19 protein-coding genes, 1 pseudogene and 1 riboswitch are annotated in these 15,296 nt (G+C 37.8%); of the genes and pseudogenes, 16 read left to right on the forward strand and 4 right to left on the reverse strand.

Annotated elements, in window-relative coordinates; genetic code table 11:
- The first annotated feature begins 53 nt into the window (after window positions 1-53).
- The 3 genes from nhaC to ACN6NE_RS17315 all read left to right on the forward strand — a co-directional run bounded on the left by nhaC (window position 54) and on the right by ACN6NE_RS17315 (window position 2,823).
- A complete protein-coding gene (nhaC, locus tag ACN6NE_RS17305) occupies window positions 54-1,436 on the forward strand; it encodes a Na+/H+ antiporter NhaC (RefSeq protein WP_129707071.1) in 1,383 nt (460 codons plus the stop codon).
- Between the two features lie 292 nt (window positions 1,437-1,728).
- Entirely contained in the window at window positions 1,729-2,610 is an 882-nt protein-coding gene (locus ACN6NE_RS17310; RefSeq protein WP_474326169.1) for an alpha/beta hydrolase family protein, read from the forward strand.
- Window positions 2,611-2,697: 87 nt separating this feature from the next.
- A complete protein-coding gene (locus tag ACN6NE_RS17315) occupies window positions 2,698-2,823 on the forward strand; it encodes a DUF6254 family protein (protein ID WP_013082238.1) in 126 nt (41 codons plus the stop codon).
- Between the two features lie 65 nt (window positions 2,824-2,888).
- Here the strand turns inward: ACN6NE_RS17315 and ACN6NE_RS17320 are convergent, their stop codons facing one another.
- Entirely contained in the window at window positions 2,889-3,608 is a 720-nt protein-coding gene (locus tag ACN6NE_RS17320; RefSeq protein WP_116074166.1) for a 3-ketoacyl-ACP reductase, read from the reverse strand.
- Between the two features lie 207 nt (window positions 3,609-3,815).
- On the opposite strand from ACN6NE_RS17320, the gene ACN6NE_RS17325 reads away from it, so the two are divergent.
- From ACN6NE_RS17325 to ACN6NE_RS17350, 6 genes are all read left to right on the forward strand, one after another.
- A complete protein-coding gene (locus ACN6NE_RS17325; protein WP_474326173.1) occupies window positions 3,816-4,484 on the forward strand; it encodes a spore germination protein in 669 nt (222 codons plus the stop codon).
- Between the two features lie 158 nt (window positions 4,485-4,642).
- Window positions 4,643-4,686, forward strand: a riboswitch (PreQ1 riboswitch).
- Between the two features lie 230 nt (window positions 4,687-4,916).
- Entirely contained in the window at window positions 4,917-5,582 is a 666-nt protein-coding gene (gene queC, locus ACN6NE_RS17330; RefSeq protein ID WP_474326176.1) for a 7-cyano-7-deazaguanine synthase QueC, read from the forward strand.
- Complete coding sequence (gene queD, locus ACN6NE_RS17335) at window positions 5,582-6,022, forward strand: 6-carboxytetrahydropterin synthase QueD (protein WP_013055983.1); 441 nt, start codon at window positions 5,582-5,584, stop codon at window positions 6,020-6,022. The genes queC and queD overlap by 1 nt, the downstream gene beginning before the upstream one ends.
- Window positions 6,015-6,746: a 7-carboxy-7-deazaguanine synthase QueE gene (gene queE / locus ACN6NE_RS17340; RefSeq protein ID WP_129707077.1), complete on the forward strand. Its 732-nt coding sequence runs from the start codon at window positions 6,015-6,017 to the stop codon at window positions 6,744-6,746. The genes queD and queE overlap by 8 nt, the downstream gene beginning before the upstream one ends.
- 98 nt (window positions 6,747-6,844) lie before the next feature.
- A complete protein-coding gene (gene queF / locus ACN6NE_RS17345; RefSeq protein WP_013055985.1) occupies window positions 6,845-7,342 on the forward strand; it encodes a preQ(1) synthase in 498 nt (165 codons plus the stop codon).
- 68 nt (window positions 7,343-7,410) lie between these two features.
- Window positions 7,411-8,112: an NAD(P)H-binding protein gene (locus tag ACN6NE_RS17350; RefSeq protein WP_013055986.1), complete on the forward strand. Its 702-nt coding sequence runs from the start codon at window positions 7,411-7,413 to the stop codon at window positions 8,110-8,112.
- A gap of 33 nt (window positions 8,113-8,145) precedes the next feature.
- On the opposite strand, the gene ACN6NE_RS17355 is transcribed toward ACN6NE_RS17350, so the two are convergent.
- Both ACN6NE_RS17355 and ACN6NE_RS17360 read right to left on the reverse strand, forming a co-directional pair.
- Window positions 8,146-8,355, reverse strand: coding sequence for a hypothetical protein (locus ACN6NE_RS17355; protein ID WP_474326179.1), 210 nt, complete (start codon window positions 8,353-8,355; stop codon window positions 8,146-8,148).
- A 316-nt stretch (window positions 8,356-8,671) separates the two neighbouring features.
- Window positions 8,672-8,857: a YkvS family protein gene (locus ACN6NE_RS17360; protein WP_013055988.1), complete on the reverse strand. Its 186-nt coding sequence runs from the start codon at window positions 8,855-8,857 to the stop codon at window positions 8,672-8,674.
- Between the two features lie 307 nt (window positions 8,858-9,164).
- Between ACN6NE_RS17360 and ACN6NE_RS17365 the strand changes: the two genes are divergently transcribed.
- The 4 genes from ACN6NE_RS17365 (at window position 9,165) to ACN6NE_RS17380 (ending at window position 11,722) form a co-directional block, all read left to right on the forward strand.
- Complete coding sequence (locus tag ACN6NE_RS17365; protein WP_013055989.1) at window positions 9,165-10,010, forward strand: patatin-like phospholipase family protein; 846 nt, start codon at window positions 9,165-9,167, stop codon at window positions 10,008-10,010.
- A 17-nt stretch (window positions 10,011-10,027) separates the two neighbouring features.
- Entirely contained in the window at window positions 10,028-10,222 is a 195-nt protein-coding gene (locus ACN6NE_RS17370; RefSeq protein ID WP_013055990.1) for a hypothetical protein, read from the forward strand.
- A 147-nt stretch (window positions 10,223-10,369) separates the two neighbouring features.
- Complete coding sequence (locus ACN6NE_RS17375; RefSeq protein WP_014461050.1) at window positions 10,370-10,696, forward strand: hypothetical protein; 327 nt, start codon at window positions 10,370-10,372, stop codon at window positions 10,694-10,696.
- Between the two features lie 312 nt (window positions 10,697-11,008).
- Entirely contained in the window at window positions 11,009-11,722 is a 714-nt protein-coding gene (locus ACN6NE_RS17380; protein WP_129707083.1) for a cell wall hydrolase, read from the forward strand.
- A gap of 25 nt (window positions 11,723-11,747) precedes the next feature.
- On the opposite strand, the gene ACN6NE_RS17385 is transcribed toward ACN6NE_RS17380, so the two are convergent.
- On the reverse strand, window positions 11,748-12,107 hold the full coding sequence (locus ACN6NE_RS17385) for a YueI family protein (RefSeq protein ID WP_014461047.1): 360 nt from the start codon (window positions 12,105-12,107) through the stop codon (window positions 11,748-11,750).
- 675 nt (window positions 12,108-12,782) lie between these two features.
- Here ACN6NE_RS17385 and ACN6NE_RS17390 point away from each other — a divergent pair.
- The 3 genes and pseudogenes from ACN6NE_RS17390 to ACN6NE_RS17400 all read left to right on the forward strand — a co-directional run bounded on the left by ACN6NE_RS17390 (window position 12,783) and on the right by ACN6NE_RS17400 (window position 15,144).
- The gene (locus ACN6NE_RS17390) at window positions 12,783-13,070 is read left to right on the forward strand and encodes a hypothetical protein (protein ID WP_289522205.1); all 288 of its coding nucleotides are present in this window, start codon (window positions 12,783-12,785) and stop codon (window positions 13,068-13,070) included.
- Between the two features lie 227 nt (window positions 13,071-13,297).
- The gene (locus ACN6NE_RS17395; protein ID WP_013055996.1) at window positions 13,298-14,596 is read left to right on the forward strand and encodes an NCS2 family permease; all 1,299 of its coding nucleotides are present in this window, start codon (window positions 13,298-13,300) and stop codon (window positions 14,594-14,596) included.
- A gap of 173 nt (window positions 14,597-14,769) precedes the next feature.
- Window positions 14,770-15,144, forward strand: a pseudogene (locus tag ACN6NE_RS17400) (cytochrome-c oxidase).
- Window positions 15,145-15,296 lie beyond the last annotated feature (152 nt).

Raw genomic sequence — 15,296 nt, forward strand, 5'->3', positions numbered from 1 at the left:
GTAAAAGCATAAAAGCGTTTAAGTGAAAAAGAAAGATAGAAAGGGAATACCTCATGAAAAAAGAAATTTCATTTATACAATCAATAGCGGTGGTTTTGGTGCTATTAGCTATTATTTTTGTTTCATTATTTATGTTAAAGCTGCCGCCTCATATTCCGCTGATATTTGGTGTAGCATTTATTAGTGTGATTGGCTTTTTGTTGAAATATAAGTGGACAGAAATGGAGAAAGGGATTTTAGACGGTGTTAGACTCGGCATTAAGCCTATCCTTATTTTAATGCTGATCGGGATGCTTATTGCGATTTGGATGGTAGGAGGAACGATACCGACGATTTTATCCTACGGCTTCCACTGGATTTCACCGCAGTATTTTTTAATTAGTGCTTTGGTTATTACCGTATTAGTTTCAACATTCACGGGAAGTTCATTAACAACCGTCAGTACGGTAGGGGTCGCTTTATTTGGCGTAGGAACTGCTATTGGTGTACATCCAGGTCTAGCAGCGGGGATGATTGTTTCAGGAGCTGTGTTTGGAGATAAGATGTCTCCATTGTCTGATACAACAAATTTTGCTTCTGGTATCGTTGAAGTGCCCCTTCCTAAACATATTCAGCACATTACGTGGACGACGGTTCCAAGTATTGTTATTACCGCAATTATTGCATTGGTCATTGGGATGAACGGAAATCATGAAAGCGTCCATTACGGGGAAATTCAAGGAATTCAAGACGCATTAAAGCACACCTTTGATTTACACGTGTTAACGTTGCTTTCTCCGCTTTTAGTTCTTATTTTTTCAATGAGAAGAGTCGATGTATTGCCAACGTTAGTTTTAGGGATTGTAACGGCCATTATTACAGGAATGATTACACAGCATGAATTTACGCTGAGTCAATTGCTAGGCGTTCTTCAAAGCGGGCCGGCAGTAGAGTCAGGAAATAAAGTAGTCGATGCGATTGTAAACAAAGGCGGATTACAGTCCATGATGTTTTCTATTTCTCTTATCATGATTGCCTTGTCGCTAGGTGGCTTGATGAGAGCGGTTGGAATTATTGATGCTTTATTAGAAGGATTAGCAAAACAAATCCGCCGCAGCGGAGACGTTATTTTTGCTACGCTTCTATCTTCAATTGGAGTGAACGTTATTACAGGAGAACAGTATTTGTCTATTCTTCTGCCTGGGCAGACGTTTAAGCCGCTGTATGAAAAGTGGAACTTAGACCCGAAAAACTTATCACGAACGCTTGAAGACGGTGGAACGGTTATTAATGCTATTATTCCGTGGGGTGTCAGCGGCGCTTTTATTTCAACTGCATTAAATATTCCCGCGGCTGACTATATTCCATTTACATTCTTTAGCATTCTCTGTCCGATCTTTTCAGTTATTTTAGCATATACAGGCATTGGTATTGCCAAGAAAAAAGCTCAGTCTTAACTGGGCTTTTTTCTTTTTGAAAAAGGACAGGTAAAAAACGACAAAAAAGTATCATTCCACTTTTCAAATCTATAATTTAATAATACAATTTACTATACGTCTTTCTTGTTAATGTATTTGTATGAATTCTTATTTCTTTACAGATGAAGAAATTTGGGTTTTGCGGTATGATAAATAAGCTGTATTGGCGATGGGATGAATGCCCTTTTTAGCAAACATTTAAGAAGGGTAAAGCCAAATGAAAACACTCATTATAAAAGAGAAAAGATATTTATTGAGGAGAGGGTTTCTGTTGAAAAAATGGGGCATCATTGCATTAATCACTGTAGCTGTGCTCGGTGTGACAGCGGTTTTCAACCGAGCTGAAAGTGATGATGTAAATAAAGAAAAATTGAATTTATTATCGCCTTATTCAAATAAAGTAGATGTATATAGCATTACGTATCCTAGTGATAATTTAAAGATAAAAGGGTTTTTAGTACAGCCTAAAGACATTGCAGACAAACATTATCCGCTTTTAGTATATAATCGCGGAGGAAATCGCGAACATGGCATGATTCGCGCAAAAACACTTCAGTATTTGTCATACTGGGCAAGTAAAGGCTACGTCGTTGTTGCGACTCAATACAGGGGAAATGGCGGAAGTGAAGGAACAGAGACGTACGGCGGTAAAGATATTGACGACGTATTAAATCTTATTAAATGGGGAGAACAGCTTCCGTATGTAAATCACCAGCAAAAGGTAGCGCTAGGATATTCACGCGGCGGCATGATGACGTATTTAACGATGAAAAACGGCGTTAAATTTGATGCAGTTGTCGTACAATCAGGTATTACTGACATGTTTCAATTTTATGATCAAAGAGGGCCTGAAATGAAACAAGTGCTGCGGAAAATTGTAGGAGATCCGGCGCAGTATCCAGAGAGGTATAAAAGTCGTTCTGTTGTCTATTGGAGCGATAAAGTAAATTCACCTCTTTTGATTTTACAGGGTGATCATGACTGTAAAGTTCACCACACTCAGGCTGAAAAGCTTGTGAAACAACTAGATGAGCAGGGAAAAGAATACAAATACGTACTGTACAAAAACGGAGATCATCCGCTAACTGCTTATTATGATCAATATAACGCGGAAATTGATAAATGGTTTAAAATACATTTAGCTAAGCAGTAAAGAAATTGGAAGCAGTTTTGATGAATGGAAAAGAGCAGCTTGTTTTATCCTACTACATGTAAGCATATAAAAAGGGGATGAAGCAAAATGACTCAGTCTAAAAGTCAAAAAGAGCGTCAGTGGAATGTACGAAAACAATCACAAAACCCATCGCATGGAAAAGTAAAATCTTTTGAAGAACTATCAGAAGAAATCACGCCTAAACGTAAATAAGGTAACCATCATATAAAGGAAGACACAAAAAAGGAGAGCTGAAGCTCTCCTTTTTCTATGTTTGTTTAGGGATTTGTGGACCACATGCCCGCAGATTTGATAAAAATCCGCGGATGCAGTTTTAATTGTGCTACCATAATTTCAGCTAGGTCTTCAGGCTGCATCACTTTATCAGGATTGCCATCCGTTAAGTTTTCTTTATATGCTAATTCTGTTGCTACTGTACTTGGTGTGAGAGCTGTTACACGAATATTGTGTTTTCGCACTTCTAGCGCTAGAGATTCGGTTAAGCCGAGCACGCCAAATTTTGAAGCGCTGTAAGCACTTGTAACGGGAGCGCCTTTTTGACCAGCAGTGGATGAAATATTGATGATGTCTCCACCATTTTTTTCGATTAATTGAGGGAGAACAGCGCGCGTTACGTAGTAAACGCCCATTAAATTCACATCGATAATTTGTTTCCACTCAGCTGGGTCTAGCTCTAAAAAGCTTCCGAATTTACCGATTCCCGCATTGTTGATTAAGATATCCGTTGCCCCTAATTTTATATGTAGATGCTCGACTGCTGCGTTTACTTCTTCCATAGAAGAAACATCTGCTGTTGCATAAGCAACTTGTACATCAAATGCTTCTAGTTCAGAAGCAACAGCCTTTAAATCTGCCTCTGTACGAGCAATTAAACCGATATTTACGCCTTCTTTTGCTAATTCAATCGCAGTTGAACGACCGATGCCTTTTCCTGCTCCTGTAATAAGAGCTACTTTGCCTTTAAGTGATTGTGCCATGTATAGACTCCTTTCAATGTTCCGCATAAACATTCTTCATAATAACAAAGAATTATCCATTACTATCCTATAGAAATGCACAAATGATGTCAAAAATAAAGATTATTAAAAAGGCTTCAAGTATAAATTTCCTTTTCATACAAAAACTATAGAGACTAAAAAGAAGAAATTCCGTTTTTTTTCGTTCAATGTAGTGGAGGATGAACAATGCGTATAAAAAAACTATCTGAGTTAACGAATAAATCCAAACAGCGGAAAGAAAAAGCTGATGAAGCGAAGGACTCTAAGAAAACTAGTGCTTCTTCTACACAGGAAGAGCAGAAATTATCGGAGAGGGTGGGAGATAATTTATCCCGCATGAAAAAAGCACTGGGACAGAGCACGGACTTAGTTGTGCGAGAGTTTCGAATTTCGATTGAAGAAAAATTCACTTTAGGTGTTGCTTACATCGACGGATTAGTAAATAAAGACGAAGTTGAACACTATGCGCTGGACTCCATTATGCACTATCACGATGAACATTTAACACATGATGATGGCATCGTTAATATGTACGAATTGATTAAAAGCTATAGTTTGGCAGCGGGTGAAATCATGGAAGCAAAGACATTGGATGATACTCTTCTTCATGTTTTATCAGGAGATACCGTGCTGTTTTTAGAAGGGTATCAAACGTATATTGTGGCAAGTACAAGAGGGTGGAGAGACAGGGCTGTTTCTGAACCCCAATCTCAGACCGTTGTAAGAGGACCTCGAGACAGTTTCACAGAAACACTGCGAACGAATACCGCATTGATTCGGCGCCGAATAAAATCTCTACAGCGTACTTCAATTATTTTGAAAAATATTACTGGCCGTTTTATCTATTTGTACTAAGCGTCTGTTTTCCGTTATTATTTATTGCGCTTTCTTATATAAAGAAAAATAAGGCAGCTAAAGGCGATAGAAGCCAACAAACATAGCATTATTTATACGCATGTGGTATAGTATACGATGACAATTCAAGAAGAAACGCCGTACACGTTTGTATATGTACGGGAGAGGTTCGAGAACTCCCTCTATAAAAAACTAAGATCATCGTTGATGACAAAAGACACGGTTTTAGCGTGTCTTCTTTCACGTGCTTTTCTATCAACACGTCTTTTTGACGTGTATGCTGGAGAGGACGTGTATCTTAGTTGCTTTTTAGGGAGATTGCTGAAAAAGAGCAGTCTCTTTTTTGTGTTATAAAATTAGCCACAAAGGGAACGAACGGTTCAATAAAGTTTCTTCTTCTTTTGATTTCAATCAAAAAGGAGACGAACAGTAATGATGAAAAATGAAAAAGCTATTGTTGTATTTAGCGGAGGTCAAGATAGTACAACATGTCTATTTTGGGCTTTGAAAAACTTTAAAGAGGTAGAAACGGTTACTTTTCAATACGGTCAGCGTCATAGTCAAGAGATAGAAGTAGCAAAAGCTATCGCAGCTGATTTAGGTGTGAAGCATACCGTACTAGATATGTCACTTTTAAATCAATTAGCACCAAATGCCTTAACGCGAGATGATATTGAGATCGAGCAAAAAGAAGGAGAGTTGCCTACAACGTTTGTGGATGGCCGCAATCTGTTATTTTTATCATTTGCAGCCGTACTGGCTAAAAACAGCGGAGGCCGTCATATCGTAACAGGCGTTTGTGAAACTGATTTTTCAGGGTATCCAGACTGTCGAGACGTATTTGTGAAATCGTTAAACGTCACGCTTAATTTATCAATGAACTTCGAGTTTGTGATTCATACGCCGCTTATGTGGATTGATAAAGCAGAAACGTGGGCGTTAGCGGATGAGCTAGGAGCGCTTGAATATGTGCGTGAAAAAACATTAACGTGCTACAACGGTATTGTTGCTGACGGGTGCGGCGAATGTCCCGCATGTCAATTGCGAAAACGTGGGTTAGATCAATACCTGCAAACAAAAGAAGGAGGAGAGAAATAATGCTGCAACAAATGTACCCTCAAGTATTTCATGACTATGAATATGAACTGAACAAAGATATGCAGTTTGCTGCGGCACATTTTGTTCCTCACACAGAAGCAGGAAAATGCCGTCAAGTCCATGGACATACGTATTTTGTAAATCTAACTGTTGCCGGAGATACATTAGACGAAGCGGGCTTTTTAGTAAACTTTGCGCTATTGAAAAAAATTGTTTCTGGTCAATTTGATCATACATTATTGAACGATCATTCTATCTTTAACGAAGAAAATCCAAATGATTTTCCTACAACTGAAGTTGTTGCTCGTAAAATTTATGAGTTGGTTCAAGAATATCTAGACACACTACCAAATAAGCCTTCTTGCGTACAAGTATTCGTGCGGGAAACGCCGACAAGTTACGTAGTTTACCGCCCAAAGAAGGTGAAAAAACGTGGCTAATACAATTCCAGTACTTGAAATATTCGGACCAACGATTCAAGGGGAAGGAATGGTTGTAGGACGTAAGACGATGTTTGTTCGTACCGCAGGCTGTGATTATTCCTGCAGCTGGTGTGATTCAGCTTTTACATGGGATGGATCAGCTAAAAACGATATTCGTCAGCTAACAGCAGAACAAATTTGGACGGAGCTAAAAGAAATTGGAGGAGAGTGCTTTGATCACGTCACCATTTCTGGAGGAAACCCTGCGCTTATCAAGGCAATTGGTTCACTTGTAGAGCTTTTGCACAGTCATGGGGTAAAAGCAGCTCTCGAAACACAGGGAAGCCGTTATCAGGATTGGTTCCTAAAGATCGATGATTTAACGATTTCTCCTAAGCCTCCAAGTTCATTAATGAAAACAAATTTCTCCGTATTAGACGATATTATAGAGACATTAATAAAGGAAAAACGCATGGCGCATATAAGCATAAAAGTCGTTGTATTTAATGATGAGGACTTTGAGTATGCAGAGGCTGTTCATGAACGTTATCCTGAGGTTCCATTTTTTGTTCAAGTAGGCAACGAGGACTTAACGACAATCGATAATGCGTCGTTAACACAAGAATTGCTTAAAAAGTATGAGTGGTTAATCGATAAGGCAGTGGCAGCTAAAAACATGAACGGTGTAAGAGTTCTGCCGCAGGTTCACGCCCTTGTTTGGGGAAATAAACGAGGCGTGTAAGCGTGTAGCAAAAAATTTACAAAAAAAAATAAAAACAGATATATACAAAATAAAAAAACGCTGTTAGAATGACAATCGTAGAAAGAGAGGAAATGCAAATGAGCGGTCGAAAAGATGAAGAATTAGAAGGTGTATCACTCCTCGGAAATCAAGGAACAAACTATTTGTTTGAATATTCACCAGAGATTCTAGAAGCATTTGATAACAAACATCCAAATCGTGATTATTTTGTGAAATTCAACTGTCCAGAATTTACGAGCTTATGTCCAAAAACAGGTCAGCCGGATTTCGCAACCATTTATATTAGTTACATTCCAGATGAAAAAATGGTGGAAAGCAAGTCGTTAAAGCTTTATTTGTTCAGCTTCCGTAACCATGGAGATTTCCATGAAGACTGTATGAACATTATTATGAATGACTTAATTAAACTGATGAATCCAAGATATATTGAAGTATGGGGAAAATTCACACCACGCGGCGGGATTTCAATTGATCCATATACAAACTATGGCCGTCCCGGTACGAAGTATGAAGAAATGGCTAATTATCGCCTGATGAATCATGATTTATACCCAGAAACAATTGATAATCGTTAATTCGAACAAACAGGTTGTGTATGCAACCTGTTTTCCATTGCAAAAACAACAGGTGAGAAGGTGAAAGAATGTCACAGAGATCAGCATTAGTATTAGGTGCAAGCGGACTTGTTGGTCAAGAACTTTTAAAAATGTTATTAAGCAACAGCTTATATAACCATGTGACAGTGTTTGTTCGAAAAAAGCTACCAATCGAACACACAAAGCTACGTCAGCTTGAAATTGATTTTTCAGAGCTTGATAAGCACGAAGAATGCTTTGCAGTTGATGATGTATATTGCTGTTTAGGCACGACAATGAAAAAAGCAAAAACAAAAGCGAAATTCATTAAAGTGGACTACGAATTTCCTTTAAAAGCGGCTAAATGTGCAGAAAAATATCGCTGCAAAAACTTTTTAACGATCACAGCAATTGGTGCTGATCTTCGTTCGCCATTCTTTTACAGTAAAGTAAAGGGGCAAGTAGAAGAAGATATCGCAAGCTTGTATATCCGTTCTACTCACTTTTTCCGCCCATCGTTATTATTAGGCAAGCGCCAAGAGTTTCGCCTATTTGAAAAGATTGGGGGATACACGTTAAAGTCGTGTTCATTTTGCCTTGTAGGAAAGTGGAGAAAGTATCGTCCAATTAAAGCGTATAACGTAGCCAAATCGATGATGAAAGCTGCTCTTGAAGATAAATGTGGCGTTCATGTACATGAAAGCCAAGACATTTATACAGGTGAATGCTATTATTCGTTTACCAACGGCAAGCGAGTATTATCAAAATAAAGAAAAGCCTCTTCATAAGAAGGGGCTTTTTTTCTATCTTCCGTCACCATCCGCATCGCCATCATGGTCGTGGTTAGAAGCAGATTCACTCCAGCTTGTGTAGGAGTTAGAATCTTCTTCGGCATAATTCATGGGTTTAACGGATGTTTTTTTATTTGAAGTTTGTTTGCGTTTAAAAACGAACTGCACGATGAAAAAAAGAATGACAATAAGAGCAATGATAAACAATACAGTATCAAACATGCTAGTAATTCCTTTCGGTAAAAAGATAGTAGTAGCTTGTTCTTATTGTCACACGAAAATAAGCCCCTTTCAAGAAAAAATGGGGCCTGTTTTTGTTTCTTTAAGGAAACTTTTTTTATCTCAGCCATATATTATTGTATAAAGAAACATTTTAGAAAAGAGGGAGTACAGTGAAAAAAAGTTCGAAGGATGTTAAGGTGCAACAGTATATTTACCTCATGTATAAACTAGGGATTATTACAGAAGAACAAAAGAATCAATTCTTTCAAAACCAATGAAAAAGCAACCGCTTTTGCTTTCCGGCTGCTTTTTTCCTTTACATAGCTGGATTAATGATGGTGTAGTTTTTGTGGTTGACAACAGTTCGCTGTTCTAAGTCTAAATCGCGGTAGTTTGTCATGTAAGTCAAATCTACAATCACGGAGTTTTCATTTACTTTTTCGACAATGCCCTGTAGGCCATTTTTAAATTCTATCAAGTTTCCTACCTCTGCTATTTTCATGATTCATCGCTCCTTTGTTTTAAATTAGTTCATTATAAATTTTTGAAATAATTTTAATTTTATAAATAGTAAAACTAGTTAGCGTTTTCTTTTTTACAATTTTGCCTTAAAACTGGGAATTAGTAAAGGGTTTTTTGAAAAAATATAAAATAAAATTGAAAAAATAAGTAAAATGTGCTGAGAAATAAAAGGAATTGGTAGCTTTAACGAAAGAGAGAAGCAGGACAGTTCCATCTTTGTTCATCTTTCGTTATAATAAACGAGGTATAATCTTGTCATAAATTATAAGAATTAGAAGGTGTAGAAATTGAAAGATACTGGACTCGTGCTCGAAGGAGGCGGTATGAGAGGCCTTTATACAACTGGAGTTTTAGATTACTTTATGGAAAGAAATCTGTACCTTCCGTATGTAATTGGCGTTTCAGCCGGCGCTTGTCATGCCACTTCTTATTTATCTAGACAAATAGGAAGAAGTCGCAAAGCTAATTTAGATTTTTTAGAGGATCCTCGCTACTTGTCGTGGAAAAATTATTTTAAAACAAAAGAGATATTTGGAATGGATTTCGTTTTTGATGAAATTCCTAATCAGCTTCTTCCATTTGACTTTGAGGCATTTGCTGAGCGTACAGAGAAGCTTGTAGTAGGAGCAACGGACTGCGTGACGGGAGAACCCGTTTATTTTGATGAGTATGACCGGGACATTTTGACAGCGGTTCGCGCTTCTAGTTCCCTTCCATTTTTAGCACCTGTCGTTACATATAAAGGAAAAGAGCTGTTAGACGGAGGAATCAGTGATCCGATTCCAATCAAAAAAGCAGTGCAGGATGGATATAGAAAAAATATTGTTGTGCTAACGCGAAACGAAGGATATCGAAAAAAGAAATCAAATATGCTATGGTTATTGAAACGCAAATATCGTCATTATGATGGGCTGACTCGTGCGCTTGAGAACCGCTATAAATTGTATAATGAAACATTGTCATATATTGAAGAGCAGGAAAGACAGGGGAATATCTTTGTGATTCGTCCGCAAACCCCTCTTGTAGTAGGGCGAATTGAGAAGAATCGTGAGCGTCTCGACGCTCTTTACAACCAAGGGTATAAAGAAGCTGAAGCTCAATTTGCATCTCTGCAAAATTGGCTGAACAGTTAAAAGCGAGGTAAAACTGAATGGATGAACAAACAGCAATAAACATGTTGAATGAGTTAAGTGAAGGAAAAGTAACCGAAATTAAAGTCAAAAAAGAGGACTTTCTTGCTTTTCGACCTTTTTTAGTAAACCGGCCTGATTTCAAACATTTCCGAGGAATAGCCGGACGCGGAGGCGATTTTACCTATACGTATCTAGAAATTCCTAGGAGTTAAACGAAATGATGGCATTATTTGATTATGCCTTATATAATGGATGTATGAGCCTGTACAGTAGAGAATATACTGTTACAAGTGCTTGTGCGTTTATTTAATAACGTACGGTAAGAGCGAATAAATGTGTGCAGCTATAGGAGGGATATTATGGATGAGTTTCGAAAAAGTACAGCACCTTTTTATTTTGCAGATCATATATGGAAAGATAAAAATGGAATGACGACTTATGGGATGCTGTTAACGAACCGGCCCGAAGATGACGGGGACTATGACCTCCATTCGTTATTAGAAGAAGCATATGTAGATCATAAAAAAATTCTAATTACTACTGTTTACGATAACAGTGAACAGCAGTTGACCGGATACGTGATACATTTAGCAGATGATCAAGACGTCTTTACGTTTATGGATGATACGGGTGCTAAACTAGTGATTGATTTCTATGACGTTGTAGAAATTGAGATTGAAGATTAAAAAGAGCTGAATGTTGATTACAACATTCAGCTCTTTTGTGTAAAAGTAGATGAATTTAAATGTTTATCATAAGAATTATAGGGGAAAAACGAATGAAGAAATTTCTGATTAAACTGAAATGAAGCGGGAAAATATACCTGCATTTTAGAAAAATTACCGTGATTATGACAAAAAACAAGGTACAATGTCATAATTGTGTTCCGAACGTAATTTTGTTCATCAAACTTAAAGAAATGTAATTGAATCGTTCGGTGAAACCCCTATATAGCTATGATAGAGTAATACCATACGAAATTTCAGGAGGTATTACCTATGAAACATAGTTATATGAAATCAATGGTAGTAGCTTGTTTAGCTACTCTTTCATTTATAGGTTTTAATGCAACAGCTACGGCTGCAACTAATTATAAAGTAGTCAAAGGCGATAGTCTTTGGAAGTTAGGTAAAAGATATAGTGTAACAATTGACGATATTAAAAAATTAAACAATCGTCAAGGAGATATGATTTATATTGGTGAAACATTAGCTATTCCGAGTAAGACAAAAGTGCTGGCTGCTGAAACAACGGAACCTTCAACGGCAGCACCGGCTAATACGGCTAAGCCAGAACCAAAACCAGAAGCCAAACCCGTAGAGCAGGAAACACCTGCAGTTTCGATTTCCGCAAGTGAAAAAGATTTATTAGCTCGCTTAGTAGAAGCTGAAGCAAAAGGCGAATCGTATGAAGGAAAAGTAGGGGTAGCAACAGTGGTGTTAAACCGTGTAGATTCTCCGAAGTTTCCAGATACGGTAACAGGAGTTATTAAACAAGTTGTCGGAAAAGCATACGCTTTTTCACCGGTCCAAAACGGATCAATTAACAAGCCTGCTTCAGAAGATTCGAAAAAAGCAGTAGAGCAAGCATTGACTAGAAAGGATCGTTTAGACGATTCCATTTACTTTTATAATCCAAAAACAGCTACCGATAACTGGATCCGTTCACGTGCTGTCATTAAAACAATTGATCATCATGTATTTGCTAAATAAAAAAGAGCCGTTCGGGCTCTTTTTTTTAGTCTAAAAAGATATCTCGTTCCAAACTGCCTTCAGAACCCGTTAAAACCAGACCAATATCGGTATCAGCTTCTAAGTTCTGGACGATGGTAAAAGGCACTTTATGTTGGTTAGCCGCTTGAATATAGGGGGAGAGGTATGAATAAGACAAGGAGCCATTTAAAAACAAATGACCGTCTTTCACTTTTTTTAAAAGAGGCTTTATTTTTGCTGCATCCTTTTTCATGACTTGCCCTTTTTTTAGCGCAATTTCAATATTCTCACGTAGAGCAGTTAAGAAATATCTTCTTTCGTCTCTTTTTGTTTCCTTTGCTCCGTACATTCCTCGTTCTAAGTATTCTTCTAGTTGATCAGACATTGCGTCACTTCCTTTCGTTATAAACTATAAACGATTATGGCTATAAGTAAAAGGGACAGGAAAAAAGGAAAATCACTGTGCTATATCACCTGTTTTTTTGCTGAGTACAAAGAAAAACAAAAAATGTGTTGAAATTTAGCCTAAAATATTGTTTAATGTAAATAGATAGAAAATCATATCGGTTTTTTATTAAAGGTTTGTAAGCGATTACAGATATACATACATAGCAGCGTTTGGGGAGACGCTCCTATGATTTTATGTTCAAAGCGCATTGTATAAAAAGGGGATTATATAGCTTTAGGGCATATACGGTCAAGCAAAGGGTCAGATAAATTAATAAAAAATCGCTATGTATTTTCATAAGAAGAACGGTCAACATTTTTGTTGAGCGTTCTTTTTATGCGTTCATATTATGTTTATTCCTCATTGCAGGAACTGCTGAAAATTGTAAAGGTGCATTCCTCGTTTCATCTCTCTTATTTTACATAAGTTACATGTAGTATGTTTCAAATCCTTAAAAAATATATGTCTATACGCTTGTTTAATCCTAACGAGGTGGTAGAAAAGGAATATTTTTTAAGAAATCACAAAAAAAGAGGCGATTGCCTATGCAAGAAGTAGGTGAATAACATATGTAATAAAGAGAATGAAATATAATTTGAGGAGGCATGTATCATGCAAGAATTTGATATTAATGACATAAGAAGACCATTTGGGGGTTTTGGAGGCTTTGGTCGTCCAGGATTCGGTTTCGGTCGCCCAGGTTTTGGTTTCGGTCGTCCTGGTTTTGGCTTCGGCCGTCCGGGGTTCGGCTTTGGCTTTGGTCGCCCTTGGGGTTGGGGCTTTGGAGCTCCATTTCTTGGAGGGTTGATTCTTGGAAGTGCACTAGGAGGTCCAGGTTATTACGGTTATCCAGCACCATATTATCCGCCGTACCCACCATATTATCCTTATTATTATTAAAACAATGAGCGCTGATAAAGCGCTCTTTTATTATGTCCAATCCAAATATATAGAATGAATGCAAGACGTTACGTTTAGAAAATAATAACAGTTTTAAATAAGGAATGAACGCTTAAGCTAAAGGAGACAAGTTTTCCTTGCAACAATTGTTGATTTTGCTATAATAACTTCGGTGGCATTTTTGGTCACTGGGTGGGCGAGGGATAGATGAAAAGAAGGAAATTAGATTGAACGCATTATTTGAAAAGTTGTTTCGTTTAAACGACCACCAAACAACTGTCGGAAAAGAAAGCTTAGCTGGGGTCATTTCATTTCTTTCCATCGTGTATATTATTGCTGTTAATTCAACCATTTTGTCTGATGCCGGTATTCCGCTTGAAGCAGGAATATTCGCAACAGTAGCTTCGGCTTTTGTAGGCTGTGTTATTATGGCTTTTTGGGCAAATGCGCCTCTTATTCTGGTGCCAGGTATGGGGATTAATGCATTGTTTACTTATACGATGGTTCAATCAATGGGGTTATCTTGGCAAGAAGGGTTATTAGCAGTAGTGATATCGGGCTTTCTTTTTATAGCATTAGCTTTTTCACGACTGTCTGCCAAAATTGTCTCTTCGATTCCGCATTCGCTAAAAGAAGCGATAACAGTCGGTGTTGGCTTATTTTTAACATTTATCGGTTTGCAAAAAGGGAAGCTTGTAGTTCCAAGCGAAAACACTTTTGTAGCACTTGGAGACTTGTCAGATCCGTTTGTAATCAGTACGCTGTTGACGCTAATTATCACAATCGTACTGTTTATCCGAAATGTGAAAGGTAACTTTTTGTTAAGCATGATTGCTGGATCAGTCCTTGCCTTCTTACTTGGTGTAAGAAGCGGTGCAGAAAAAGGACAGTCCGCTGGGAGCGTGAACGACTTCTTTAGCAGCTTTGGCACATTGTCTTTTGGAGCTATTGGAGACGTTGCGTTTTGGGCAGCTGTCTTTTCATTAACAATGGTATTGATTTTTGAAAATATCGGTTTGCTGCATGGTCAGCTAGGTATGATGAATCAAGATAGCAAATTTCCGCGGGCCTTTCAAGCAACAGCCGCCTCAGCTTTGCTAAGCGGCGTGTTTGGAACAAGTCCAACGGTGTCTTCTGTAGAAGGAGCATCTGGTATTGCAGCTGGAGGGCGAACGGGTTTAACATCGCTGATTACAGGAGTTTTATTTTTAAGTTCACTTCTGTTTATTCCATTTATCAAGCTGGTTCCAGATAGTGCTATTGCACCTATTCTCATTGTTATTGGAGCATTGATGATTCAAAATATCAAAAACATTAATTTACAGGACTTAACAGAAGGTTTCCCTGCATTTTTAATTATTGCGCTTATTCCTCTTACGTACAGTATTGCTGATGGAATTGCATTTGGGTTCATTGCGTATCCACTGCTTAAATTATTCCTTGGTAAAATGCGTGAAGTATCGATGTTTATGTATGTAAGCGCGCTGTTGTTTTTCTTGAATTTTGTGCTGCATTATATTGCTTAAAATAGACAGCTGAGTGCTTTTGCTCAGCTGTTTTTTGTGTTTGCGGTAAAGAATCCTCTTTTTAGATATCATACTCCGTATTTCGTGTCCTTTGGCTAACTTCCGCTTCTAAAATGACGTTTCCTGCGTAAAGTAGTACAGAAGTCGGAGGGGGATATAAGGGGGAGAAAACGATGGGAATTAAATTAATTAAAATATCAGCCATTTATTTTGGAATTGGCATCATATTGGGGTATTATATGTCAATTGTTCACAGCTATGCTTTGACACCTGTTCACGTGCACATCAATTTATTAGGATGGACGTCGCTTACGTTAGCGGGACTTATTTATTATTTGTTTCCTGCGTTTAGCAAAAGTAAATTAGCCAAACTGCACGTATAGCTGCATAATATAGGATTACCGGTCATGATGATTGGTTTATTTTTCATGATCGTACTACAAAACCAAGCTTTTACACCCGTAGTGGCAGCAGGAGCAACACTTACGGCTATTGGCGTTCTAATTTTCGTATATCACATCCTTAAAAATTTGAAATCTGAACGATAAACGAAGAAGGTCGTTGACGATGGCTGCTAATTTCAAAAGGAAAAAGAACCAGCTATAGCGAATATACATGTAAACAAGGTGAAAGTGTGATTTACATAAAGGTGTGCTAGGCATCTTTATAAGGAGGGGTAAGCTGCACGGATTTCTAGCTC

It is taken from the genome of Priestia sp. 53B2, assembly GCF_056099005.1.